Annotated in this window: 25 protein-coding genes; 18 read left to right on the top strand and 7 right to left on the bottom strand. The window is 65.8% G+C overall.

Annotation, left to right across the window (positions count from 1 at the left end):
* The first annotated feature begins 79 nt into the window (after positions 1 to 79).
* The 6 genes from ABFP37_RS05285 (at position 80) to ABFP37_RS05260 (ending at position 3,724) form a co-directional block, all read left to right on the top strand.
* Positions 80 to 256 (top strand): CsbD family protein, encoded by a 177-nt coding sequence (locus tag ABFP37_RS05285; RefSeq protein ID WP_078028850.1) that lies wholly within the window; start codon positions 80 to 82, stop codon positions 254 to 256.
* Positions 257 to 356: 100 nt separating this feature from the next.
* Complete coding sequence (locus ABFP37_RS05280) at positions 357 to 887, top strand: NUDIX domain-containing protein (protein ID WP_347032931.1); 531 nt, start codon at positions 357 to 359, stop codon at positions 885 to 887.
* A 35-nt stretch (positions 888 to 922) separates the two neighbouring features.
* Entirely contained in the window at positions 923 to 1,276 is a 354-nt protein-coding gene (locus ABFP37_RS05275; protein WP_078028852.1) for a TraR/DksA C4-type zinc finger protein, read from the top strand.
* 83 nt (positions 1,277 to 1,359) lie between these two features.
* A complete protein-coding gene (locus tag ABFP37_RS05270) occupies positions 1,360 to 1,548 on the top strand; it encodes a DUF1918 domain-containing protein (protein ID WP_078028934.1) in 189 nt (62 codons plus the stop codon).
* 8 nt (positions 1,549 to 1,556) lie between these two features.
* Complete coding sequence (locus ABFP37_RS05265) at positions 1,557 to 2,021, top strand: hypothetical protein (RefSeq protein WP_078028853.1); 465 nt, start codon at positions 1,557 to 1,559, stop codon at positions 2,019 to 2,021.
* Complete coding sequence (locus tag ABFP37_RS05260; RefSeq protein ID WP_347032930.1) at positions 1,979 to 3,724, top strand: DUF5671 domain-containing protein; 1,746 nt, start codon at positions 1,979 to 1,981, stop codon at positions 3,722 to 3,724. The genes ABFP37_RS05265 and ABFP37_RS05260 overlap by 43 nt, the downstream gene beginning before the upstream one ends.
* A gap of 7 nt (positions 3,725 to 3,731) precedes the next feature.
* Here the strand turns inward: ABFP37_RS05260 and ABFP37_RS05255 are convergent, their stop codons facing one another.
* Together ABFP37_RS05255 and ABFP37_RS05250 are read right to left on the bottom strand one after the other, a co-directional pair.
* Positions 3,732 to 5,432, bottom strand: a complete 1,701-nt coding sequence (locus tag ABFP37_RS05255) for a SulP family inorganic anion transporter (RefSeq protein ID WP_347032929.1) — start codon at positions 5,430 to 5,432, stop codon at positions 3,732 to 3,734.
* Between the two features lie 25 nt (positions 5,433 to 5,457).
* On the bottom strand, positions 5,458 to 6,165 hold the full coding sequence (locus ABFP37_RS05250) for an endonuclease/exonuclease/phosphatase family protein (RefSeq protein ID WP_078028856.1): 708 nt from the start codon (positions 6,163 to 6,165) through the stop codon (positions 5,458 to 5,460).
* Between the two features lie 385 nt (positions 6,166 to 6,550).
* Between ABFP37_RS05250 and ABFP37_RS05245 the strand changes: the two genes are divergently transcribed.
* Positions 6,551 to 7,354, top strand: a complete 804-nt coding sequence (locus ABFP37_RS05245; protein ID WP_078028857.1) for a thioesterase family protein — start codon at positions 6,551 to 6,553, stop codon at positions 7,352 to 7,354.
* A gap of 34 nt (positions 7,355 to 7,388) precedes the next feature.
* Here ABFP37_RS05245 and ABFP37_RS05240 read toward each other — a convergent pair whose 3' ends face one another.
* Entirely contained in the window at positions 7,389 to 7,772 is a 384-nt protein-coding gene (locus ABFP37_RS05240; protein WP_078028858.1) for a DUF2177 family protein, read from the bottom strand.
* Here ABFP37_RS05240 and ABFP37_RS05235 point away from each other — a divergent pair.
* Both ABFP37_RS05235 and ABFP37_RS05230 read left to right on the top strand, forming a co-directional pair.
* A complete protein-coding gene (locus ABFP37_RS05235; RefSeq protein WP_260680701.1) occupies positions 7,765 to 8,544 on the top strand; it encodes a lipoate--protein ligase family protein in 780 nt (259 codons plus the stop codon). The genes ABFP37_RS05240 and ABFP37_RS05235 overlap by 8 nt on opposite strands.
* A gap of 99 nt (positions 8,545 to 8,643) precedes the next feature.
* On the top strand, positions 8,644 to 8,847 hold the full coding sequence (locus ABFP37_RS05230; protein ID WP_347032928.1) for a hypothetical protein: 204 nt from the start codon (positions 8,644 to 8,646) through the stop codon (positions 8,845 to 8,847).
* A gap of 87 nt (positions 8,848 to 8,934) precedes the next feature.
* On the opposite strand, the gene ABFP37_RS05225 is transcribed toward ABFP37_RS05230, so the two are convergent.
* The gene (locus ABFP37_RS05225) at positions 8,935 to 9,555 is read right to left on the bottom strand and encodes a LysE/ArgO family amino acid transporter (protein ID WP_260680702.1); all 621 of its coding nucleotides are present in this window, start codon (positions 9,553 to 9,555) and stop codon (positions 8,935 to 8,937) included.
* A gap of 72 nt (positions 9,556 to 9,627) precedes the next feature.
* Between ABFP37_RS05225 and ABFP37_RS05220 the strand changes: the two genes are divergently transcribed.
* Positions 9,628 to 10,509, top strand: coding sequence for a LysR family transcriptional regulator ArgP (locus ABFP37_RS05220; RefSeq protein ID WP_347032927.1), 882 nt, complete (start codon positions 9,628 to 9,630; stop codon positions 10,507 to 10,509).
* A gap of 78 nt (positions 10,510 to 10,587) precedes the next feature.
* Here ABFP37_RS05220 and ABFP37_RS05215 read toward each other — a convergent pair whose 3' ends face one another.
* Entirely contained in the window at positions 10,588 to 10,845 is a 258-nt protein-coding gene (locus ABFP37_RS05215) for a mycoredoxin (protein WP_078028863.1), read from the bottom strand.
* 103 nt (positions 10,846 to 10,948) lie between these two features.
* Here ABFP37_RS05215 and ABFP37_RS05210 point away from each other — a divergent pair, with 103 nt between their 5' ends.
* Complete coding sequence (locus ABFP37_RS05210; protein WP_347032926.1) at positions 10,949 to 11,698, top strand: SOS response-associated peptidase; 750 nt, start codon at positions 10,949 to 10,951, stop codon at positions 11,696 to 11,698.
* Between the two features lie 22 nt (positions 11,699 to 11,720).
* Here the strand turns inward: ABFP37_RS05210 and ABFP37_RS05205 are convergent, their stop codons facing one another.
* On the bottom strand, positions 11,721 to 12,143 hold the full coding sequence (locus ABFP37_RS05205; protein ID WP_347032925.1) for a VOC family protein: 423 nt from the start codon (positions 12,141 to 12,143) through the stop codon (positions 11,721 to 11,723).
* A 20-nt stretch (positions 12,144 to 12,163) separates the two neighbouring features.
* Here ABFP37_RS05205 and ABFP37_RS05200 point away from each other — a divergent pair, with 20 nt between their 5' ends.
* Positions 12,164 to 12,484 carry a chorismate mutase gene (locus ABFP37_RS05200; protein ID WP_347032924.1) on the top strand — a complete coding sequence of 107 codons (321 nt, stop codon included), beginning with the start codon at positions 12,164 to 12,166 and terminating at the stop codon, positions 12,482 to 12,484.
* Between the two features lie 51 nt (positions 12,485 to 12,535).
* On the opposite strand, the gene ABFP37_RS05195 is transcribed toward ABFP37_RS05200, so the two are convergent.
* Positions 12,536 to 12,922 carry a hypothetical protein gene (locus ABFP37_RS05195; RefSeq protein WP_078028867.1) on the bottom strand — a complete coding sequence of 129 codons (387 nt, stop codon included), beginning with the start codon at positions 12,920 to 12,922 and terminating at the stop codon, positions 12,536 to 12,538.
* Positions 12,923 to 13,065: 143 nt separating this feature from the next.
* Between ABFP37_RS05195 and ABFP37_RS05190 the strand changes: the two genes are divergently transcribed.
* The 6 genes from ABFP37_RS05190 to pdxS all read left to right on the top strand — a co-directional run bounded on the left by ABFP37_RS05190 (position 13,066) and on the right by pdxS (position 21,433).
* The gene (locus tag ABFP37_RS05190; RefSeq protein WP_078028868.1) at positions 13,066 to 13,419 is read left to right on the top strand and encodes a hypothetical protein; all 354 of its coding nucleotides are present in this window, start codon (positions 13,066 to 13,068) and stop codon (positions 13,417 to 13,419) included.
* Positions 13,416 to 17,021, top strand: coding sequence for a DNA polymerase III subunit alpha (dnaE, locus tag ABFP37_RS05185; RefSeq protein ID WP_347032923.1), 3,606 nt, complete (start codon positions 13,416 to 13,418; stop codon positions 17,019 to 17,021). The genes ABFP37_RS05190 and dnaE overlap by 4 nt, the downstream gene beginning before the upstream one ends.
* A 119-nt stretch (positions 17,022 to 17,140) precedes the next feature.
* Entirely contained in the window at positions 17,141 to 19,150 is a 2,010-nt protein-coding gene (thrS, locus tag ABFP37_RS05180) for a threonine--tRNA ligase (RefSeq protein WP_347032922.1), read from the top strand.
* 20 nt (positions 19,151 to 19,170) lie between these two features.
* Positions 19,171 to 19,758 (top strand): HIT domain-containing protein, encoded by a 588-nt coding sequence (locus ABFP37_RS05175; protein ID WP_078028871.1) that lies wholly within the window; start codon positions 19,171 to 19,173, stop codon positions 19,756 to 19,758.
* The gene (gene pgsA, locus ABFP37_RS05170; RefSeq protein WP_078028935.1) at positions 19,748 to 20,368 is read left to right on the top strand and encodes a phosphatidylinositol phosphate synthase; all 621 of its coding nucleotides are present in this window, start codon (positions 19,748 to 19,750) and stop codon (positions 20,366 to 20,368) included. The genes ABFP37_RS05175 and pgsA overlap by 11 nt, the downstream gene beginning before the upstream one ends.
* A gap of 138 nt (positions 20,369 to 20,506) precedes the next feature.
* Positions 20,507 to 21,433: a pyridoxal 5'-phosphate synthase lyase subunit PdxS gene (gene pdxS / locus ABFP37_RS05165; RefSeq protein ID WP_043481916.1), complete on the top strand. Its 927-nt coding sequence runs from the start codon at positions 20,507 to 20,509 to the stop codon at positions 21,431 to 21,433.
* The last annotated feature ends 61 nt before the right edge of the window (positions 21,434 to 21,494 follow it).

The raw sequence follows: 21,494 nt of genomic DNA, 5'->3' as shown, positions 1-21,494 counted from the left end.
CCCGGCCGGGCGGCGATCCTACACTGGGAACACGAGCCGGCCTGCAGCCAGCGGGCAGCGCAGACGGAAGGACAGTGCCATGGGTCTGGACGACAAGATCGACAACACGGCGGAAAAGCTGGCCGGCAAGGCCAAGGAAGGTGCCGGAAAGGCCAAGGACGACGAGGGCCTCGAAGCCGAGGGGAAAGCCGACCAGGCCAAGGCCGATCTGAAGCAGGCGGGCGAAAAGGTCAAGGACGCGTTCAAGCACGACTGACGTGACAGAGAGCCCCGCTTGCCGAGGCAGGCCGGGCTCCCTGCCTTGGTGCTGCGTCAGCGGCCTGTCACAGCATTTTCCGATGGGGCAGACTGGGACGATGGAGAAAATTGTGCCCACCTCGCCTGGAGATCCCCGCCGTCCGCTGGGCCCGCGCGACCCGGGCGATGCCTGGGTGGACGGGGACCGCGGACAGTTTTGGGGCCGGTTCGGCTCCGCCGGGCTCCTGGCCCACGACGCCGGAAAGGGGGTCCTGCTCCAGCACCGCGCCACGTGGAGCCACCACGGCGGGACGTGGGGGCTCCCCGGTGGCGCGCTGCACCAGGGCGAGGATCCTGTCTCGGGTGCGCTGCGCGAGGCCTATGAGGAGGCCGCCGTCCCGGAGCAGAACGTCAGGGTGCTCTTCACCTCGGTGTTCGACGTCGGCTACTGGTCCTATACCACCGTGGCGGTGGAGGTCGTGGAGCCGTTTGAACCCGCCATCAGCGACCCCGAAAGTATTGAACTGGATTGGATCCCGATCCATGAGGTGGCCGGCATCAACCTCCACCCCGCCTTCGCCGCGTCTTGGCCCGCGCTGAGCGAAAAGCTGCTGGACCACCGGCGGCCCCTCCGTCATGACGGGCGCTGAGCTTCTCCGCGGCCACCGGGACGGGAGACGCCAAGATGGCGGACACTGAGCGGTTCCGGATCCTGCTTGAAGAGGAACGCGCCCGGAAGCTGGCCTTGCTCCCGGCACTCAGCGCGGACATCGCCTCGGCCAACGAGGCCCGGCAAAACTCTAACGTGGACGATGAGCACGATCCCGAAGGTGCCACCATCGCCTTCGAACTCTCTCAGGCGTCGGCACTGTTGGATCAGAGCAGGTCCGGCCTCGCCCAGGTCGAGGCCGCCCTGGAACGGATCGATGACGGCACATTCGGCATCTGCGCGGTGTGCGGCGAAGAGATCGCCGAGGGGCGGCTGGAAGCCCGGCCCTGGACTCCGTTTTGCATCCTGCACGCCAGCGGCCGGGCCTGACGCCGGCGGCTCGTGATCCTGTCCTCGCAGGCTGTTCCCCAGAGCCGAAGAGCATCGTACTCTTGGGCTGGGAGGTGATTGCCATGCAGGCAAGCCAAGGAGACCGCATCGTCATCCACGGCAGGACGGTGGAGTCGTCCGACCGTCACGGCGAGATTCTCGAAGTCCGCGGTCCCGACGGAACCCCGCCGTACTTCGTCCGATTCGACGACGGGCACGAGACCATCATGTATCCCGGCGGCGACTTCACCGTCGAGCACCGCCCCACCTAGCTCTTGGGATGAGCGCACCTGCGGGGCGGCCTGACCGGATCCTGATTGTTATCCTGTCCGTCATTGCCGGCCTCGTGGTGCTGGCACTGGCGGCGGTCTTTTTCCGCGGCCAGCCTGAGCCGCTGTCGGCGGATACGCCGGCGGGCGTCGTGCAACGCTATGCAGAGGCGGTCCTCGACGGCGACGAGGCCGGCGCCGCCAGCTACCTTGCGGAAAGTTCGGGCCGGCAGTGCGGACCGGTCGACAGCGTGTCGACCCGGAGCCTGCGGGTCACGCTGCTATCGACCACCGAACGCCCTGATTCCGCGGATGTGCACGTGGTGCTGACCGTTTCGAACGGAAACGGGCCCTTCGGGAACCCTGAGTACGAGACCGAGGACGTGTTTGACCTCGTCAAAGTCAACGGCAAGTGGCTCGTGAAGACCGCCCCGTGGCAGCTCACCGTCTGTCCGGATCCGTTGGGGAAGCCGTGAGCGCCGTCCGGCCCGCGGCAGCCCAGCCAACGCACGAAGCACTGCCCACGGTCCGGCGGCTCATAGTCTTCCTGCTCATGTTTGCCCTCATGCTCATCGGGGCGTCCGGCCTGGCGGGCCTGCTGGACCGGCTGTTGAGCGCCGGCACGGCGCTCGCAGGGAACGACGTCGGAGGCCTCGCAAGGTCCCTGGCCTTCGCGGTGGTTGGCGGATCGCTGGCAGCCGTCCTGTGGTGGACTGTGTGGCGGCGGCTCAGCGAGGAGGCGGAGCGTGCCTCCCTCGCCTGGGGACTCTACGTCGCCGGCATTTATGCGGTTGCACTCATCACCTTCTCGACGGCGTTTCTCGGCATGGGCGCGCAGCTTGTCGCAGGGGAGTCCGCCCAGTGGCGTCCTGCCCTGGCAACAGGCATCGCGTGGGCCGGCGTCTGGGCGTGGCACCGCCGGATGTGGCTGCACCCGGTCAAAGGTCCCCGGCGGCTCAGCGGCGTACCCTCGCTGGTCGGATCGGTGTTCGGCCTCTTCCTCGGCGCCGGCGGCGCGGCCACAGCCCTGAGCGGCCTTCTCGGTGCTGCCCTGCAGGTGTTTGCGGCGGCGCCGTCCCTGGGCCGGCCATGGTGGGTCTCCGTTATCCAGTCGCTCGTCTGGACGGCAGGCGGAGGCCTGGCCTGGTGGTGGCACTGGATCCGCGGCGGGGGCCGGCTCCTGACCACCGGGCTGGCCAATGTGGCGGTTGCCGTTTTCGGCGTCCTCGGCGGGTGCATTCTGGCGATCTCAGGCGCGGTCACCGCCCTGTTCGTGCTGCTCCGTCTGGTGTTGGACCGAACCGATCCCCTTAACCGGATCCTGGACCCGCTCGGGCCAGCGCTGGCGGCAGCCGCGATCGGATCAATCGTCTGGGCGTACCACACAACGCTGGCCGAGAGGCGGTCAGGACAGATGCGGCAGGCAGCCAGGCTGCTGGCCTCCGGAGCCGCCCTGGCGGCCGCCGCCTCCGGGATAGGGGTGATCGTCAATGCCACGCTGGGGCTGGCCGAGACCACGCTCGCGGGGACGGACACGAGGACACTGCTGCTTGGCGGTATCAGTGCTTTGGCCACCGGCGGGCCCGTCTGGTGGAGGGTCTGGAATCCGACCGGCCACCCGGATGGAGCCGTCCCCGACGGCGGGACTCCGCCGTCGGGGAAGAGCACGAGCGGGCGGCGCATCTACCTCGTCGCGGTCTTCGGGCTCAGCGCCGTCGTGGCGCTCGTGACGCTGCTGGTCATCGGCTACCAGGCCTTCGAATATCTGCTGGACGGCGCGGGCCGGGGGAGTCTCGCCGGGCGGGTGCGGGCACCGCTCGGGCTGCTCGTGGCCACGGGCCTCGTGGCGGGCTATCACTACGGCGTCTGGAGGCGGGAGCGCGCAGCCCTGCCGCTGGGACCGCCGCCCCCGCGGCGCACGATCGGGCATGTCATCCTGGTGACCGGCTCCGACCCCGCCCCCTTGTCCCGCGTCATCAGCGAGGCGAGCGGGGCCAGAATCACCGTTTGGAAAAGGGCCGACGCCGGCGGGACTGGCTCCGGCGAACCCGGCGAACCCGGCCAGCCGGACCCCGGGCAACTTGCAAAGGCACTGGCGGGCGTCAGCGGCGAGCGTGTGCTGGTTGTGATCGGACCGGATGCCCGGATCGAGGTGGTTCCTCTGACGGCGGAGGAGTAGCAGGGGTTCATTCCAGTCCCATCGTCTTTTTGTAGCTACGCACGGCGCTATGGATGGTTGGAAAGAAGTGGTCCGGTCCGAATCTGCTGCGGACTCCGAACTTGATCATGCGGTCCTTGATCGGACCCTTCATCTCTGCGAACACAAGGCTGGTTCCGAGCCGGGCCAGTTCATCGTCCAGCCGGACGAGCTCGTCCAGTGCGGTGGTATCCAGATCCGTGATCGGCTCCGCTGCGACGATCACCCAGTGCACCGGTCCGGGCGCATTGTTTACGAGGCTTCGTATATGGTCTGCGAAAACTTCCCCGTTCGCGAAGAAAAGCGGAGCATCAAAGCGGGCCACCACCAGGCCGGGCACGCGTTTGCCCTCGGGATGCCTCGTCAGGTCGTGATAGCCGGGAATGCCGTCAAGGCCGGCCAGTTCCGTGCGGTAGGGATCCCACGCACGGCGGACAAATGCGATCAGGGACAGGGCGATGGCGAGGACAATGCCTTCAAGGACGCCAACGAACGCTACGCCCAAAAACGCCGCGAGCAACAGCAGCGTTTCAGTCCGGCTCATCCTCACCAGCCGCAGAACCGTCCGGATATCCACGAGTGATGCGGCGGCCACGATCACGACAGCAGCGAGCGTTGCTGTCGGCAGGAAGGCGGTCACATTGGGTGCAGCCACCATGAAGAGAGTCACCAGTCCGGCTGCCACGATGCCGCTGAACGGAGTGCGTGCCCCGGCGTCGAGGGCTATGGGCGTCCGTGAAGAACTCCCGCAGACGGGAAACCCGCCCAACATCCCGCTTGCTGCGTTGGCGATGCCTAACGCACCCATTTCCTGGTTGCCGACGCTGCGGCCCCCGCTGTGCCTGGCCAGGCTTTTGGATAGCGCGGACGTGTCGACGAAGGCAATCAGCGCAATTCCCGCCGCAGGTCCGATCAGGCTCATCACCTCTTCTATGCTGACGCCGCCCAAAGCAGGTGCGGGCAGCCCCGACGGCAGTGCACCCACCATGCCCAGGCCTGGTCCCGCCTCAACCGATGCGGCAACGGCGATGGACCCTGCCACTGCCAGCAGAACCACAGGCACTCTCCACGGTAGGAAGCGGCCGGCGATGATCATCGCCAGCGTCCCCGCCCCGAATAGCACTGCCAGGGGATTGATGGATCCCTGAAGGACGGCATCCACCGTTGCCGCCACCCTGTCCGGGAGCGGACCTGGCGGAACCGTGATCCCGAGCAGCCGTGGCACTTGGCTGACGATGATGGCCAGAGCGATGCCGTTAAGGTAGCCGACCCGTATGGGCTTCGAGAGGAGGCCGGTCACGAACCCGAGCCGGAAAATCCGGCCGGCGATGAGGAAAACGCCGATCAGGATGGCCAGAACGCCGGCCAGCGCGACGGCATGCGCCGGTTCATTGCCGGCCAGCGGGAGGACAGCCGCCGAAATCATTGGAGCCAGCGAAGAATCCGGCCCGACGATAAGCACTCGAGAAGGGCCGAAGACGGCATAAAATACCATGGGAACAATCGACGCGTATAGGCCAGTGACGGCCGGCAGGCCGGCCGCTTCAGCGTAGGCCATCCCCGCAGGAATCAGCGCCGCGCTGAGTGCCGCTCCGGCAGCAAGATCGGACTTTAGCCAGGACCACTTATAGCTCCGGGCGAGATGGATGCCCGGTACGGCTTTTTTGATCCAATCGCGGCTCAAGCGCACGGGTCCCCTCGGAGAAGCCGTCACATCATGAAACGGGTTGCGCCGCCTTGATCGGTGCCCGGTCCTGCCCGTACTCCGCCGTGATCAGGATCGGAAGGTGGTCTGACTTGCCCCGCGGCAGGGTCTCCACGCTCTCGATGTCCAGGCCTAGGGAAGTGGCGAAGTCAAAGTGGCCTTTGAAGACCTTGTACCGCGTATATGTCCTGCGGTCGCTCAGGGACAGGGCGTAGCCGGAGTCCTTCATGCGGGCGTGCAGGTTCTTCGTGAAGAACGGGTAGTTGAAGTCCCCGACCATCAGGGTCATGAGGCCCTCACCCATGCTCAGCAGTTCCGCATGGGCCGCATGGATCTGCTTCCGGCGCAGCGAGTTTGATGCGGTGAGCGGAGCCGCGTGGAACGAGCCGATGACCAGTTCGTGATCCGTGGCGTTGTCCACCATGCGCGTCCCGATCAGGCGCTCGTGGGCCGGCGCCATCACGCGGTCGTGCATGGACTTGTGCAGGGCAAACGTCTTGGTTTCCAGCGCCGTGAACCGGTCGCTGCGGTAATAGATTGCCAGGCCCAGCCGGTTGCCCTTGGTGAAGTCGGCCAGCTGGAGCGGGCCCAGCGTGTCCGGCAGCTCAGCCGAATCGCACTCCTGCAGGCACAGGGCGTCTATACCGAAATTACGGGCCAGACTGACCAGTTCGCCGCTCGCCTTGTGCTTGCGGAGGTTGTAGCTAATAACTCGCATCAGTGGAACACCTCTTCCGAGGGCTGCTAGAAGGACCAGTCTCCGAGTCTACCCAGAACATCATATGGAGATCGGGAAATTTAAGCGCGCGTCCGGCGCCGCCAAAACAGCTGACGACGCCGGACGGGCACCTGGGCAGTTTTCTTCCCAAGGGGCTGGTTGTCTTCCCTGCCGGTTACCTTCCGCCCGGGCCACGGCCCTGCGTGTTGCTTCGTGGCGCTTTGGACGACGAACGGCGAGCCGTGTCGGAGTCGACCGTGACCGCGCCGGAAGCGGAGTCCGCATCGGTCTGGCGCCGTCCTTGAGCGTGACTGTGACCCTGCAGGCATGCGCCGGAGGCGATAGTGTGATTCCGGGTTAATTCCAAGCTTCGAAAGGGTCAACGTTGACTGCTGCACTGCCGGAACTCGCCGACGGCGACTTCTACTACCAGGACCTGGGAGGCGGACGCTTCCGCTCCACCATCCACGCCCAGGGGGCCTGGAACGAGCACGAACAGCACATGGCTCCGGCCTCCGGACTGCTGGCGGACCGGCTGGAACGCCACGAGCCGCGCAGCGACATGCGCATGGCGCGGCTCAGCTACGAGATCCTGGGTCTGATTCCCGGCGGCGAGGTCGACGTCGTCACCAGGACCCTCCGCCCGGGCCGGACCATCGAACTCGTACAGGCCGAGCTTGTGGCGGGGGGACGGGCAGTCATCAGGGCAACGGCCTGGCGGATGATCACCAGCGACACATCCGCCGTCGCCGCCGTCGAAGACGCCGTCATTCCGTCACCGGATGAATGCAAGCCCTACGACGGCGCAAGCATCTGGCCGGGAGGGTACATCCGCTCGCTCGAAATGCGCGTGGCCGAGGGGCACCGGCCCGGCGCAGGGAAGGTCTGGCTGCGCACCGACCATCCGCTGACGGACACCGCCGACAGCACCGACCTGGCCAGGCTGATGGGGCTCGTGGATACCGCGAACGGCATCGCCGCGCGGGTTCCGCCCGGCAAGGGCAGCTACGCTTTCCCCAACCTCGACCTGCAGATCCACATGTACCGCAGGCCCGAGGGCGAATGGCTTGGCCTGGACAACGCCGTGTCCTTCGGCGCGGACGGGATCGGTCTCACGTCAACGGTGCTGCACGACCTCGCCGGCCCGTTCGGCCGGGCGGAGCAGATCCTGACATTGCGGAAGTCCTGACCGGCCCCAGGGCCTGTAAGTGCCCCGGCATCCCCTAGTGGAACACCAGCCAGCCGGCCAGCGTGGCGAGCGCCGTCAGCAGAGCGCCCCAGGCCATGTCAACGAGAATCAGCTGCAGGGGCCAGGCCTTGAGCGTCGCTGCGTTGGTCAGGTCATAGGTGGCGTAGGCGAAGGCGCCCAGCGCTGCTCCGAACCCGACGGCGGTCAGCCAGCTGCCGCCGTCGAGCGCCGGCCGCAACGCAAAAAAGACGATTCCCGCAATGTAAATCAGGTAGAAAGCAACGGCGTAACCTAGATGGGGCCGGTCGGCCAGCAAGTCACCGATGTGGCTGCGGTAGAACGGGTTCATGAGCTTGAGCCATACGGCGTCGATCGCGGCGAAGGCAGCGGCTACCACCAGGAATTGCAATATGACCATAAGGGAGCTTAGCAATATGCAGCAGGCCGGGGCTGACTCGCGGACGCTGACCGTCGTCCGCCAGGCAGAGTCGCTGGGGGCTGTCAGGGACCTTGAATTCGGGATCGAGCTGCTGGGCCAGGCCAAGACCGGCCGGATCGGGCCGACCCTGCGGCTGTACCGCCCGGCCCCGACCGTGGCATTCGGCCAGCGCGACGCGCATCTGCCCGGGTTCGGTGCTGCTGCCCAGGCCTGCCGCGACTTGGGGTTTGAACCCCTGATCCGGAAGGCCGGAGGGCGGGCGGCTGCGTACCACGAAGGCACGCTGATCATCGACCATGTGGAGCCGCACTCCGACGCCATCGCCGGTGCCAAGGGCCGGTTCGCATTCTTCGGCGAGATGCTGGCGCAGGCGCTCCGGAGTGCAGGCGTGCAGGCTGCGGTCGGGGAGATCCCGGGTGAGTACTGCCCGGGTGAATACAGCGTCCACGGCACGGATCCGCAGTTCCCGGCGCACCAGGTCAAGCTGGTGGGAACCGCCCAGCGCGTGGTTTCCGGCGGCTGGCTGTTCAGCTCCGTGGTGGTGGTGGAAGACTCGGCACCGATCCGCAGCGTCCTCACAGCGAGTTACGCGGCCCTCGGCCTGGACTGGGATCCGGCGACCGCAGGAGCGGTCAACGACCTCGTGCCCCACCTGGACGTCGATGCCATCGAAGCAGCCGTGGTCAGCACCTACGCCGGTTACGCATCCCTGAGGCACGCGGAGTTCAGCAGCCTGCAAACAAGTAAGTAACGCCCACGGATCTGCGGGCCCAATCGTCCGGAAACCCGTCGACTTTTCGGCCCAAAACGGCGCACCATTAAAGGACAGCCGCTGTAAAGGAGGTCGGTGATGTGCTACTCATCGCGTGAGGATTTCGGCTGGGGCACTAAGAAGGACGCAGCCCGGAAGCCTGAAGGGCGCCGGGAGACCGCACCTGCGGAAACCCCGGAACCCGCCCACGCGGACGAAACCAAACTGTGGGCCTTCCTTGCCCGCCGCAGGGAGCACCAGGCTTCGAAACCGATGACTGACCGTATCCACGAGAAGGTCTAGGCGCAAACCGGATAGGCACCGCAGCGTCGGTGCCTATCCTGTGTGTTCAGCCGTCCCGGTGTGTCCAGCGCCCGGCGGCGGCGAGTGTCACGAAACCACCAGGAGCACAGCCAGGACCGTCATGAGGACGGCGATTCCGCCGTCGAGGACGCGCCAGGCGCCGGGGCGGGCGAAGACCGGGGCGAGGAACTTCGCGCCGAAGCCGAGGAGGCTGAACCACAGCGTGCTGCCGGCCACCGCTCCCCAGGCGAACGGCCAGCGGCCATCCTGGCCGTGGCCGGACGCCAGCGAGCCCAGGAGCACCACTGTGTCCAGGTACACGTGCGGGTTGAGCCAGGTGAGGGCGACGGCGGTGGTCACCGCGGCGGCCAGCGTGGTCCGGGCAGGCGGGCCGGAAGCGGCGAGCGCCCCGGGATTCAGGGCCCGCCTCGCGGCGATGACGGCATAAGCGAGAAGGAAGGCGGCGCCCGCCCAGCGGACCACTGCCAGGGCGAACGGCGCGGCCTGGATCAGGGCGCCGACTCCAGCCACGCCTGCAACGATCAGCACGGCGTCGCTGGCGATGCAGACCGCCACGATGGGGGCCAGGTGTTCGCGGCGCAATCCCTGGCGCAGCACGAAGGCGTTCTGGGCGCCGATTGCAACGATGAGCGAGAGGCCGGCACCGAAGCCGGCCAGGAGCGATCCGAAAGTTGTTGTGAATTCCACTTGCTTGACTTTAGGCGGCGCGGAATCATGAGTACAGCTAAACTTTCTTACGTACCTTAAGGAAATTTCAGGATGGACGCGACAACCGAACAGCTCAGGACGCTGGCTGCGGTGATCGAACACGGCACCTTCGACCGGGCGGCCGAGGTCCTCCATGTGACCTCGTCAGCGGTCAGCCAGCGGATCAAGGCCCTCGAGCAGCAGACGGGGCGCGTCCTGCTGCTCAGGACCAAACCGGCCAGACCCACCAAATCGGGAAGTGTGGTGGTCCGGCTGGCCCGTCAGGTGGCACTCCTCGAAAGTGAGGCCATGGAAGAGCTGGGCCTGGAGGGAGCCGGGGCCCGCCCGCGCATACCGCTGGTGGTCAACGCCGACTCGCTGGCCACGTGGGTCCTGCCGGCCCTGGCGGCCATTGACCGGGCCAGCTTCGAAGTCACCATCGACGACCAGGACCACTCGATCGGCCGTCTCCGGGAAGGCACGGCGATGGCGGCGATAACATCCAATCCGAACCCTGTGCAGGGGTGCCTTGCACGGCCCCTCGGCATCATGCGGTACAGGGCGGTGGCCAACCGGGCCTTTGCCGAACAGTGGCTGCCGGACGGATTCACCGACGCCGCCCTGTCCGCGGTACCCGTGGTGGTCTTCGACCGCAAGGATGCCCTGCAGGACCGTTACCTTGAGCAGCGGCTGGGTGGCGGCGGCGCAGTGCCGCCGCGGCATTACGTGCCCGCATCCGCCGACTTCCTCCGCGCGATCGAGCTGGGGCTGGGCTGGGGAATGCTGCCCGACCTTCAGTCCTCCGACGCTATCGCGGCCGGCACTCTGGTCGTCCTGGACGACGAGCGCCACATGGATATTCCGCTCTATTGGCAACAGTGGTCGGTGGAATCGGCAACGCTTACGAGAATCGCGGTGTCGCTGCAAAAAGCTGCGGCTGCCCTGCTCCGCTGACCCGTCCCGGTTCGTCGGGTACGGGCAGCGGGCCGGACAGCCGCCATGCGTGTTCAGCCGTTCTGGCGAGAAGCGCTCCTAGGCTGCGAGCCTGCTCTTTACCTCGGCCGCCGACGGGTTCGTGGCCGCGGTGCCGTCCGGGAAGAGAACGGTGGGGACGGTGCGGTTGCCGCCGTTGATCTGCTCCACGAGCTCGGCGGTGCCGTCCACCTCTTCGATGTTAATTTCGGTGTAGCCGATTCCCTGCGCGTCCAGCTGCTTCTTGAGCCGGTTGCAGTAGCCGCACCACGTGGTCGAAAACATGGTGATGGTGCCGTCTTCGGGAGTGAAATCCACAGAGCTCTCCTCTGGTTGATGTCTTGCCTGTCAGTTCGTTCGTGACAACGGTAACCCGGGAGCCGGTATTCCCCCGCCTCTGTTGCGATGGCATGCTGGTGCCATGTGTGGACGCTATGTCATGGCCAGGGCGGTCGGGGACCTGTTGGCAGAATTCGACGCCGAAATCGAAAACGAAGTTCAGATCCCGCCGTCGTGGAACGTTGCGCCCACCGACGGTGCCCCCATCGTCCTGGAGCGGCTTGTCGACGGCGACACGGTCCGCCAGCTGCACATTGCGCGCTGGGGCCTGGTGCCGTCCTGGGCAAAGAGCCCGGTCATCGGCCCGAAGATGATCAATGCCCGGAGTGAAAGCGTGCTCGAGAAGCCCGCCTTCCGCAAAGCGGTCCAGTCTCGGCGCTGCGCGGTGCCGGCCGACGGGTACTACGAATGGAAGCAGGGGGAGGGCCGCAGCAAGCAGCCCTATTACGTCCGCCCCAGGGACGGTTCCGGCATGGTCTTCGCCGGACTCTACGAGTGGTGGAAGGACCCGTCGAAGGACCAGGACGACCCCGCCCGCTGGATGCTTTCGATGTCTATCATGACTGCGGATTCCCCGCCGGCCGGTGCCGAGCACACGGTTTTCGGGGAGCTCACCGCGCTCCACGACCGCGTCCCCCTTCCCATGAGCCGGGAAACGATGGCGGCCTGGATCGATCCGCAGGCTGACGACGCCGCCGGCCTGGTCGACCTGGTCCGCTCAGGCGTGACGGACGTTGCCGCCGGCTGGCGCGTGGACTCCGTCGGCCCGGCCGTCGGAAATGTCCGCAATAACTCTCCGGAGCTCATCGAACCCGTCGAGGCACTGTTCTGACACCTGCACACGGCGGCAGGAATCAGACGGTGACGCGTCCGCCGTCGTCCACGGTCCACGTGGGGTTATAGGCAATTTCCCACCGGAAGCCGTCCGGATCCGCGAAATATCCCGTGTAGCCGCCCCAGGGCTGCGTCTTGGGAGCGGCCACAACGGCGGCGCCGGCGGCTTCCGCCTGTGCCATCACGCGGTCGACTTCTTCAGCGCTGCCCACGTTGTGGCTCAGCGTAATACAGGGGACAGAAGACGGGGCGTCCACCGCGGCTTCGGCCTGCATCTGCGCTGCGTCCCACAGGGAGAGCACCAGGCCGTGGTTGGCCTGGATGAACACCACCTCATCCGGAACCTCCCGGTGGACGGGCCAGCCGAGGGCGTCCACATAGAAGCGGCGGGAGGCGGCCACGCTTCGCACTCCCAGTGAAATAAAATCGACTCGGGGCTGCATGGTTCGATACTGTCATGGACATGTCCACAAATCACGGAGACGAGAAAAGTGCCCAGGCTGACAAAGAGCAGCTCGCTGCCGTTCGGGTCGCCGTCGATGAGGTGGACGACCAGATCGTCACGCTGATCGCCCGCCGTGAGCGCCTGATCAGGATCGCGGGAACGCTCAAGGGCGACGACGCGGAAGTCAGGGCCCCTGGTCGCGTGGAACGGGTCATTGAGCACGTCCGGGCTGCTGCCCAGAAAAAGGAAATTGACCCGGACATCGTGGAAAGCACGTACCGGGCCATGATCTCGAAGTTCATTGAGCTCGAGCTGAAAATCCACAAGGACAACAACTAAGCCCTGGGGCTTGCGTTATCGGGCGGGGCTTCTTAGCCCCGCCCGGGCTGGTTAAAGCGATTCCTCCACGGGCACTCCGGACTGGTATTCCCGGCCGTCGGCTTCGCTGAAGCCTGACATGAGATGTCCTTTGCCCAGCCCGAACACTGTGCTTACAGGGAAGTTGCCGGTAATCGTGTTGCCGGAGTGCTCGACGTTGCTGATGTCAAAAGTCTCCTCCGTCTCGTCGTGGTTGAAGAAGTACATGGAGACCGCTTCACCGTTCATGAACTCGATTCCCAGCCTCCGTTGATGCGAATAGTCCGGAGTGGCAGCCATGAGCCCTACGACAAAGGCGCCCGATCCTGGAATGTTGCCCTCGATATCAAACCTGGCCACGAGGGTTGCCTCATTGGCGGCGATGCTTACATGCTTCAGGAGCGCGTCATTGGAACTCATGGCACCATCCTGCCCCCTAAGCCGCCGTCAGTCCACACCCATCTAGGTTTTGTCCGAGCCCCGGCGTAGACTGGACGTATTCGAATACATATTCGAATAACCGTTTATATTCAGCAGATTCATGTTGGTTTCCGGAGGCACCCGTGGGCACGTTCAGCGAGTCTGTAGACGTCGTCTGCAACGGGGCGGGCGAACCCGTGGAAGTCCAATGGGGCGGCAGGCAGTACACCGTCTGCGCCGAACCGGTGCGCTGGTATGAGCGCCGGCAGTGGTGGGCGGAGGAGCGGCGGGCGCCGCTGGGCAGCGGGCCGGGGCTCGTTGACCACGAGATCTGGCGCATCCAGGTGGTGCCCTCCCGCGCCGACGGCAAACGCCTTGATTCTGCGGAATCCCTTGAACCCCATGAATCCCTCACCCTGGATCTGGTCCGACACACCGGCAGCGGACGCTGGAGGCTGCTCCGGATCCACGACGCACTCCGGCATAAGACAGCATGACCTTCACGCACCTTCACGTTTCCACCGCCTTCAGCGCCCACTACGGTGTTTCCTGGCCTGATGAGCTTGCCCAGTCGGCAGCGGCCGAGGGGGCAACGGCCCTGGCATGCACAGACAGGGACGGGCTCTACGGCACCGTCAAGCACCTCAAGGCATGCATGGCTGCCGGCATCGACCCGGTTGTAGGGGTGGACCTCGCCGTATTCGACGACGACGGAGACCTCCGCACACAGCTTTCCGGCCGGGTGGTGGTGCTTGCGCACGGCCACACCAACGGTGCCGGCTACAAGGCGCTGTGCCGGCTGATTTCGGATGCGCACGCCCGCACCACCGGCAAGGCCGGGGGAGCGGTCCCTGTTGCCGTCACCCGGGCGGAGCTCGCCTCCAGGATCCTTGACCCCAGCACCCTGAAGCCGGTGCTCACCGTCCTGGTCGGCCCTGATTCCGACGTCGGACGGGCGTTGGGCGGGCGGCGTTACCTTCGGCCACGCACGCTGTTCAAGAGCTGGCTGGATGCCTTGCCGGCAGGAAGCCTCGCCGCCGAAGTTGTCACCCATCTCACTGCTCCCGGGGAGCCGCTGAGCACGGCCCATGCAGTGCGGATGCTGAAGCTGGCCCAGGAATTCCGTGTTCCGGCAGTGCTCACCAACGCGGTCCGCTATTGCGCGGAGGACGGCGCCGCGACGGCCGACGTCCTGGATTCCGCCCGCACCCTGAAGTCGCTGCCCGAGCTGTCCGCCGCGCCCATGCTCCAGCCCAACGGCCAGGGGTGGCTGAAATCGCCCTCGCAGATGCTTCAGCTGGGGAAGGAAATCATTCACGCCGCCGGTTACGGGGCGGCGGATCTCCAGGTGCTCCTCGCGCAAACGGAGGCGCTCGCGGACAGGTGCCGCATGGATCCGGTTTCCGACATGGGCTGGAAACGGCCGGTGGTGCCCGAGGCCTCAGTGATCGGCATTGAAGGGGATCCGCTGGCAGAGCTGGCCCTTCGCTGCGAAGCCGGGGTCACCCGCCGCTTCCCGGGGATTTCGGGCACAGCGCATGCCGAGATGCGGGCGCGGCTCGATCATGAACTGAAGATCATCGCCAACCTCGGTTTCGCCTCCTACTTCCTCACTGTGGCGGAGGTTTCGCGGATGATCCTGGACATGGGGGTGCGGGCCGCCGCCAGGGGGTCGGGGGCGTCCAGCCTGGTGAATTACCTGATCGACGTCAGCCAGGTGAATCCGCTGCAGCATGACCTGATTTTCGAACGGTTCCTGTCCGGGGACCGGTCCACCCTGCCCGACATCGACATCGACGTCGAAAGCGCTGAACGGCACAACGTTTACCGGAAAATCTTTGACCGTTTCGGCGCCCAGCGCGTCACCCTGATGAGCATGCAGAACGGCTACCGCGCCCGGGGAGCCGTGCGGGATGCAGGCATGGCCCTGGGAATGGACGGCGGCGATGTGGGGGAGATTGCCAAGCAGTTGTGGCGGTTCTCTGCCCGGAAATTCCGGGAAGCGCTGGAGGAAAAACCCGAACTGCGGGAATTCGCCGGCCGGGTGGAGCAACGGGACTTTTCGGAAAACCAGCAGCTTGACCTGCTGGTGGATCTTACCGAGCGCCTGGACCGCCTCCCGCGCCATATCTCCATGCACCCCTGCGGCGTGATTCTCGGGGATGCCACCCTGCTGGACCGGACCCCCGTCCAGCCCAGCGGCCTGGGGCTACCCATGAGCCAGTTCGACAAGCACGACATGGATCCCATGGGCATGCTCAAACTCGATGTGCTGGGTGTCCGGATGCAGAGCGCCATGGCCTTTGCCGTGCGCGAGATCATCCGCATCCACCCTTCGAAGGAGGAAGTGGTGGCCGCAGGGGCCCATCCCGTGGGGCCGGACGGCAAGGGTCCGGACTACATCAGCGAGGATGGCCGCATAGACCTCAACGCCGTGCCGCTGGATGATGAACCCACCTACGAGCTCATCAGAAGCACCCATACCCTGGGCTGTTTCCAGATCGAATCGCCGGGCCAGCGCGAACTCGTGGGAAAAATGGCGCCGAGGGATTTCAATGACCTCATCATCGATATTTCGCTGTTCCGGCCCGGGCCCATGAAATCGGACATGGTCCGGCCCTTCCTGGAACACCGGCACGGTTTCGCGCCAGAGGTCTATCCCCATCCGGACCTCAAGCCGGTGCTGCAGGAAACGCACGGGGTCACCGTGTTCCATGAGCAGATCCTGAAAACCTTCCACGTCATGACGGACTGCGGGCTGGCCAGGGCAGATGAATTCCGCCGTGCCCTGGGCAATGAGCTCCTTGAACCCAAGGTGGAGGAATTTTTCCGCAAGGAAGCCCGGGCCAGGGGCTACACCCCGGAGGTGGTGGACAAGGTCTGGGGGACCCTGAAGGCTTTTGGCAGTTTCGGATTCTGCAAAGCCCACGGGGCTGCCTTTGCGGTGCCCACCTACCAGTCGGCCTGGCTGAAGACGCACCATCCGGAGGCCTTCCTGGCCGGGTTGTGGGAACACGATCCCGGCATGTATCCCAAGCGCCTGCTGGTTGCTGAGGCGCGCCGCCTCGGCATCCCCATCTTTCCGCTGGACATCAACCGCAGCGGCGCCGAGTACCGGGTGGAGCGGGTCGCTGAAGGGCCGGACCGGGGCAAGCTCGGCATCAGGCTGAGCCTGAACGGGATCTTCGGCCTTTCCGGTTCGGAGCTGAAACGGATCGTGGCCGGGCAGCCCTACGATTCCCTGGCGGACCTTCGGGCCAGGTCCAGGGTGAGCAAACCGAGTATCAAGCGGCTCGCCCAGCTGGGTGCCTTCGATTCGCTGCACCGTGAATCGGGCGGCGCCGCCAACCGTGCAGACCTGGTCCAGCACCTCCAAAACCTCCAGGGCCGGCAGGCCCGGAAAGGGCCCGACGTCATCGAGGGGCAACTGGCGCTGCCTTTGGGCGATGTCGAGTTGCGGAACGTGAAGGCCGAGCTTCCGCCGCCCACCATGGTGGACAATGTCCGGGCGGAGCTTGACCTGATGGCTGTGGACGTCAGCGATCACCTCATGTCGAGCCACCGGCCGCTCCTGGACAAGCTTGGTGTCACCACAGCAGACAAACTGCTCGGACTCAGGAACGGCACGGAGGTCCTGGTGGCGGGCGTCCGGATTGCTACCCAGACCCCGCCCATGCGCGGCGGCCGGCGGGTTGTCTTCATCAGCATTGATGACGGCACGGGATGCGTGGACTCGGTGTTCTTCCATGAAGCCCAGGAGCACGCCGGGCCACTGCTGTTCGGCACGCGGCTGCTGCTCATCCGCGGAACCACCAGGCGAACAGGCCCGCGGGGGATTAGCCTCAGCGCCAGCATGGCCTGGGACCTCAGCCGGATCGACACACTGCCCTTCCCTGAAGAGGCCTTCCCGGCGCAGGGCGCGCCCGGCACAGAGGGTGCGGCTGAACAAGGTCCGGAGCACCCCGGTCCCGGAACCCGCTCCGGCGGCCAGGGCACGTCCGATGTCCACCCCGGAACGGTCATCCCGGACGAATTCAGGGTGCCGGGGCCGCTGGAGGGAATCGGCCGCAATCTGGCCATCACCGGGCTGGGAGGCTGACGGGCCCGCCCGTGCGCCGCTTTGGCTGGCCTCTCCCGTTACAGATACCATTGACGAGGCTGGCTGTGGTCCCCGTATGCCACAAGCTACGAAGCCTTAACTTTGAATAGGAGACACCCGTGTCAGATGCCGAGCAGATCACCCTCATCGTCGATGGCGAAGAGATGAAGGTGACTACCGGAACTACCGGCGCGGAACTCTTCTTCGAGCGCCGCGACGTCGTTGTGGCCCGCGTTGACGGCGAGCTGAAGGACCTGGACCAGCCCCTTCCCGAAGGCGCCCGGATCGAGGGCGTCAGCATCGATTCCCCTGACGGACTCAACGTGCTGCGCCACTCGGCCGCCCACGTCATGGCCCAGGCAGTGCAGCAGCTGCGCCCCGACGCCAAGCTGGGCATCGGCCCCTACATCACTGACGGCTTCTACTTCGACTTCGACGTCGCCGAACCCTTCACCCCGGAAGACCTGAAGACCCTGGAAAAGATGATGCTCAAGATCATCAACCAGAACCAGAAGTTCGTCCGGCGCGTCGTCTCCGAGGACGAAGCCCGCGAAGCCATGAAGGACGAGCCCTACAAGCTCGAGCTCCTGGGCAAGAAGAACAACGCCGCCGAAGCCGGTGAAGGCGTCAACGTTGAAGTGGGCGCCGGCGACATCACCATCTACGACAACGTGGACCGCAAGAGCGGGGACAGCCTCTGGTGCGACCTGTGCCGCGGCCCGCACCTGCCCAACACGAAGCTCATTTCCAATGCCTTCGCCCTGACCCGCTCGTCGGCCGCCTACTGGCTCGGCAACCAGAACAACCAGCAGCTGCAGCGTATCTACGGCACCGCCTGGCCCACCAAAGACGCCCTGAAGGCCTACCAGGAGCGCATTGCCGAGGCCGAGCGCCGCGACCACCGCAAGCTTGGCGCCGAACTGGACCTGTTCTCCTTCCCGGATGAACTGGGCTCCGGCCTGCCGGTCTTCCACCCCAAGGGCGGGATCATCCGCAAGGCCATGGAGGACTACTCCCGCCAGCGCCACGTGGACGCCGGCTACGAGTTCGTCTACACGCCGCACATCACCAAGGGCCACCTCTACGAAGTCTCCGGCCACCTCGACTGGTACAAGGAGGGCATGTTCCCGGCGATGCATATCGACGCGGAGCTGAACGAGGACGGCACCGTGCGCAAGCCCGGCCAGGATTACTACCTGAAGCCGATGAACTGCCCCATGCACAACCTGATCTTCCGCTCGCGCGGCCGCTCCTACCGCGAACTGCCGCTGCGCCTCTTCGAGTTCGGCTCCGTCTACCGGTACGAAAAGTCGGGCGTGGTGCACGGCCTGACCCGCGTGCGCGGCATGACCCAGGACGACGCCCACATCTACTGCACCCGCGAACAGATGAAGGACGAACTCACCACCACGCTGAATTTCGTCCTTGGCCTGCTCAAGGACTACGGCCTGGACGACTTCTACCTGGAGCTGTCCACTAAGAACGAAGACAAATTCGTGGGCGAGGACGCTGCCTGGGAGGAAGCCACCCGCACCCTGGCCGAGGTTGCCGAAGCCTCCGGCCTGGAACTGATTCCGGATCCGGGCGGGGCCGCGTTCTACGGCCCCAAGATCTCCGTCCAGGCGAAAGACGCCCTGGGCCGCACCTGGCAGATGTCCACCATCCAGCTGGACTTCAACCTGCCCGAACGCTTCGAACTCGAGTTCCAGGCCGCTGACGGCACCCGCCAGCGCCCCGTCATGATCCACCGTGCCCTCTTCGGTTCGGTGGAGCGTTTCATGGGCGTGCTCACGGAGCACTACGCCGGAGCGTTCCCGGCCTGGCTGGCTCCCGTTCAGGTGGTGGGCATCCCGGTGGCCGAGGCGTTCAACGACTACATGTTCGACGTCGTCGGCCAGCTCAAGGCTGCCGGCATCCGGGCCGAGGTGGACATTTCCTCGGACCGCTTCCCGAAGAAGATCCGCACGGCCAGCAAGGACAAGATCCCGTTCGTGCTCATCGCAGGAGGCGAGGACGCCGAGGCCGGCGCTGTGTCCTTCCGCTTCCGCGACGGCAGCCAGGACAACGGTGTGCCCGTGGCCGACGCCGTCCAGCGGATCGTGGATGCCGTCCGCGACCGGACCAGCTAGCCGCGGCGGAAGGGTACGCAGTGCAGGAGAACACAGGGGCGGGCTATCCGGGCGACGCTGAGGTGACGGATGATTTCGGCCTCGCCGGCGTGCCGGACGCTTTCCAGCGCCTGTGGACTCCGCACCGCATGGCCTACATCAAGGGCGGGCAGCACCAGTTCAAGAATCAGGACGACTGCCCTTTTTGCATCGCCCCCTCGCGCACGGATGAGGAGTCCCTCATCGTGTGCCGGGGCCGCACGAGCTATGTGGTGCTGAACCTCTTCCCGTACAACCCGGGGCACCTGCTGGTGTGCCCCTACCGGCACGTTCCGGATTACACGGACCTGACGGTCGAGGAGACCGCCGAATTCTCCGAGCTGACCCAGACCGCCATGCGGGTGCTGCGGAAGGTGGCGAATCCGGGCGGCTTCAACCTCGGCATGAACCAGGGAGTTGTGGGCGGCGCCGGGATCGCCGGGCACCTGCACCAGCATATTGTTCCGCGGTGGGGCGGGGACGGAAACTTCTTCCCCATCATCGCCCAGACCAAGGCGATCACGCAGACCCTCGACGAAGTCCGCCAGCAGGTTGCCGAGGCGTGGCCCGGGGAGACGCATGCTGAATAGGCATGCCCGCGGTTTCTTCACCGCGCTGTTCTCCCCGCTTGCCCGCTGGCTCCTCAGGATCGGCGTATCCCCGGACGCGATCACCATCGTCGGGACGGCCGGCGTGGTGGTGGGCGCCCTGGTCTTCTACCCGCTGGGCCAGCTCTGGTGGGGAACGCTCTTCATCACCGCCTTCATCTTTTCCGACGTCATTGACGGCATCATGGCGCGGCTGCAGAACGGGGGAGGCCGCTGGGGCAATTTCCTGGACTCCACCCTGGACAGGATTGCCGACGGGGCGCTCTTCGCCGGCCTGGCCATCTGGTTTTTTACGGGCGGCGACAATGAAGCGATAGCGATTGCCGCCGTCGTCTGCCTTGTTCTTGGCATGGTGGTCTCCTATGTGCGGGCGAAGGCCGAATCGCTGGGCTTCCAGGCCAATGTGGGCATTGCCGAACGCGCCGAGCGGCTGGTGTCCGTCCTGGTGGTCACCGGCTTCACCGGCCTGGGGCTGCCGTCCATAGCGCTGTTCGTGACGCTCGTGTTGCTGGCTCTGGCCAGCCTCGTCACGGTGGTCCAGCGCGTGCTGGCGGTCCGTGACCAGTCGCTCGAGGACACCGAAAAAACCTGATTAAGCCCGGCTGCCGGGGTGGGACTAGTATTAGGACTGCCTGGTCAATGGACCGGTAATCCGGTGTGTGCAAATTACGGCATTTCCGTGCCGCCCGCACTCCCGGCGAAGGTCATCTATCTACCCATAGGGGTTTTTGTGTCTACACCTGATGTAAGCAGCGAAGCCGGCTCGTCCGCCAACAGCGTCACGGGCAGCAACCGCGTCAAGCGCGGCATGGCAGAGATGCTCAAGGGCGGCGTCATCATGGACGTCGTCAACGTCGAGCAGGCCCGCATCGCCGAAGACGCCGGTGCCGTTGCCGTGATGGCGCTCGAGCGCGTTCCGGCCGACATCCGCGCCCAGGGTGGCGTGTCCCGCATGTCCGATCCGGACATGATCGACAAGATCATCGACGCCGTCTCCGTCCCGGTCATGGCCAAGGCCCGCATCGGCCACTTCGTCGAAGCCCAGGTCCTGCAGTCCCTCGGCGTGGACTACATCGACGAGTCCGAGGTCCTGACCCCGGCCGACTACGTCAACCACATCGACAAGTGGAACTTCAAGGTTCCCTTCGTCTGTGGCGCCACCAACCTCGGTGAGGCGCTGCGCCGCATCAACGAGGGCGCGGCCATGATCCGGTCCAAGGGCGAGGCCGGCACCGGCGACGTCTCCAACGCCACCGGCCACATGCGCCAGATCCGTTCCGAGATCGCCAAGCTTGCCGCCCTGCCCGAGGACGAGCTCTACGTCGCGGCCAAGGAACTGCAGGCCCCGTACGAACTGGTCAAGGAGGTTGCTGCCGCCGGCAAGCTTCCCGTGGTGCTGTTCACCGCCGGCGGCATCGCCACCCCGGCCGACGCCGCGATGATGATGCAGCTTGGCGCCGACGGCGTGTTCGTCGGCTCCGGCATCTTCAAGTCCGGCAACCCCGCCCAGCGCGCCGCCGCCGTCGTGAAGGCCACCACCTTCTTCGATGACCCCGACGTCATCGCCAAGGCCTCCCGCGGCCTGGGCGAAGCCATGGTGGGCATCAACGTCGACGAGATTCCGCAGCCGCACCGCCTCGCCGAGCGCGGCTGGTAAAGCTCCAAAAGCAGTACGACGGCGGTGGGTCACCTTCAACGGTGAGCCGCCGCCGTCGCGC

The sequence above is a fragment of the Burkholderia sp. RS01 genome, from assembly GCF_039748055.1.
In the GTDB taxonomy this organism is placed as follows: Bacteria; Actinomycetota; Actinomycetes; order Actinomycetales; family Micrococcaceae; genus Arthrobacter.
This window is presented reverse-complemented; position numbering and strand designations above follow the sequence as displayed.

What these genes read in the sequence shown, in the direction of transcription:
- ABFP37_RS05195 (WP_078028867.1), bottom strand. Translation starts at nt 12,922, where the DNA reads ATGAGTTCCAATGACGCGCTCCTGAAGCATGTAAGCATCGCCGCCAAT.
- ABFP37_RS05270 (WP_078028934.1), top strand. Translation starts at nt 1,360, where the DNA reads ATGCAGGCAAGCCAAGGAGACCGCATCGTCATCCACGGCAGGACGGTG.
- ABFP37_RS05250 (WP_078028856.1), bottom strand. Translation starts at nt 6,165, where the DNA reads ATGCGAGTTATTAGCTACAACCTCCGCAAGCACAAGGCGAGCGGCGAA.
- ABFP37_RS05230 (WP_347032928.1), top strand. Translation starts at nt 8,644, where the DNA reads ATGTGCTACTCATCGCGTGAGGATTTCGGCTGGGGCACTAAGAAGGAC.
- ABFP37_RS05240 (WP_078028858.1), bottom strand. Translation starts at nt 7,772, where the DNA reads ATGGTCATATTGCAATTCCTGGTGGTAGCCGCTGCCTTCGCCGCGATC.
- ABFP37_RS05265 (WP_078028853.1), top strand. Translation starts at nt 1,557, where the DNA reads ATGAGCGCACCTGCGGGGCGGCCTGACCGGATCCTGATTGTTATCCTG.
- ABFP37_RS05275 (WP_078028852.1), top strand. Translation starts at nt 923, where the DNA reads ATGGCGGACACTGAGCGGTTCCGGATCCTGCTTGAAGAGGAACGCGCC.
- ABFP37_RS05205 (WP_347032925.1), bottom strand. Translation starts at nt 12,143, where the DNA reads ATGCAGCCCCGAGTCGATTTTATTTCACTGGGAGTGCGAAGCGTGGCC.
- ABFP37_RS05210 (WP_347032926.1), top strand. Translation starts at nt 10,949, where the DNA reads ATGTGTGGACGCTATGTCATGGCCAGGGCGGTCGGGGACCTGTTGGCA.
- ABFP37_RS05200 (WP_347032924.1), top strand. Translation starts at nt 12,164, where the DNA reads ATGTCCACAAATCACGGAGACGAGAAAAGTGCCCAGGCTGACAAAGAG.
- pgsA (WP_078028935.1), top strand. Translation starts at nt 19,748, where the DNA reads ATGCTGAATAGGCATGCCCGCGGTTTCTTCACCGCGCTGTTCTCCCCG.
- ABFP37_RS05220 (WP_347032927.1), top strand. Translation starts at nt 9,628, where the DNA reads ATGGACGCGACAACCGAACAGCTCAGGACGCTGGCTGCGGTGATCGAA.
- ABFP37_RS05285 (WP_078028850.1), top strand. Translation starts at nt 80, where the DNA reads ATGGGTCTGGACGACAAGATCGACAACACGGCGGAAAAGCTGGCCGGC.
- ABFP37_RS05280 (WP_347032931.1), top strand. Translation starts at nt 357, where the DNA reads ATGGAGAAAATTGTGCCCACCTCGCCTGGAGATCCCCGCCGTCCGCTG.
- ABFP37_RS05235 (WP_260680701.1), top strand. Translation starts at nt 7,765, where the DNA reads ATGACCATAAGGGAGCTTAGCAATATGCAGCAGGCCGGGGCTGACTCG.
- dnaE (WP_347032923.1), top strand. Translation starts at nt 13,416, where the DNA reads ATGACCTTCACGCACCTTCACGTTTCCACCGCCTTCAGCGCCCACTAC.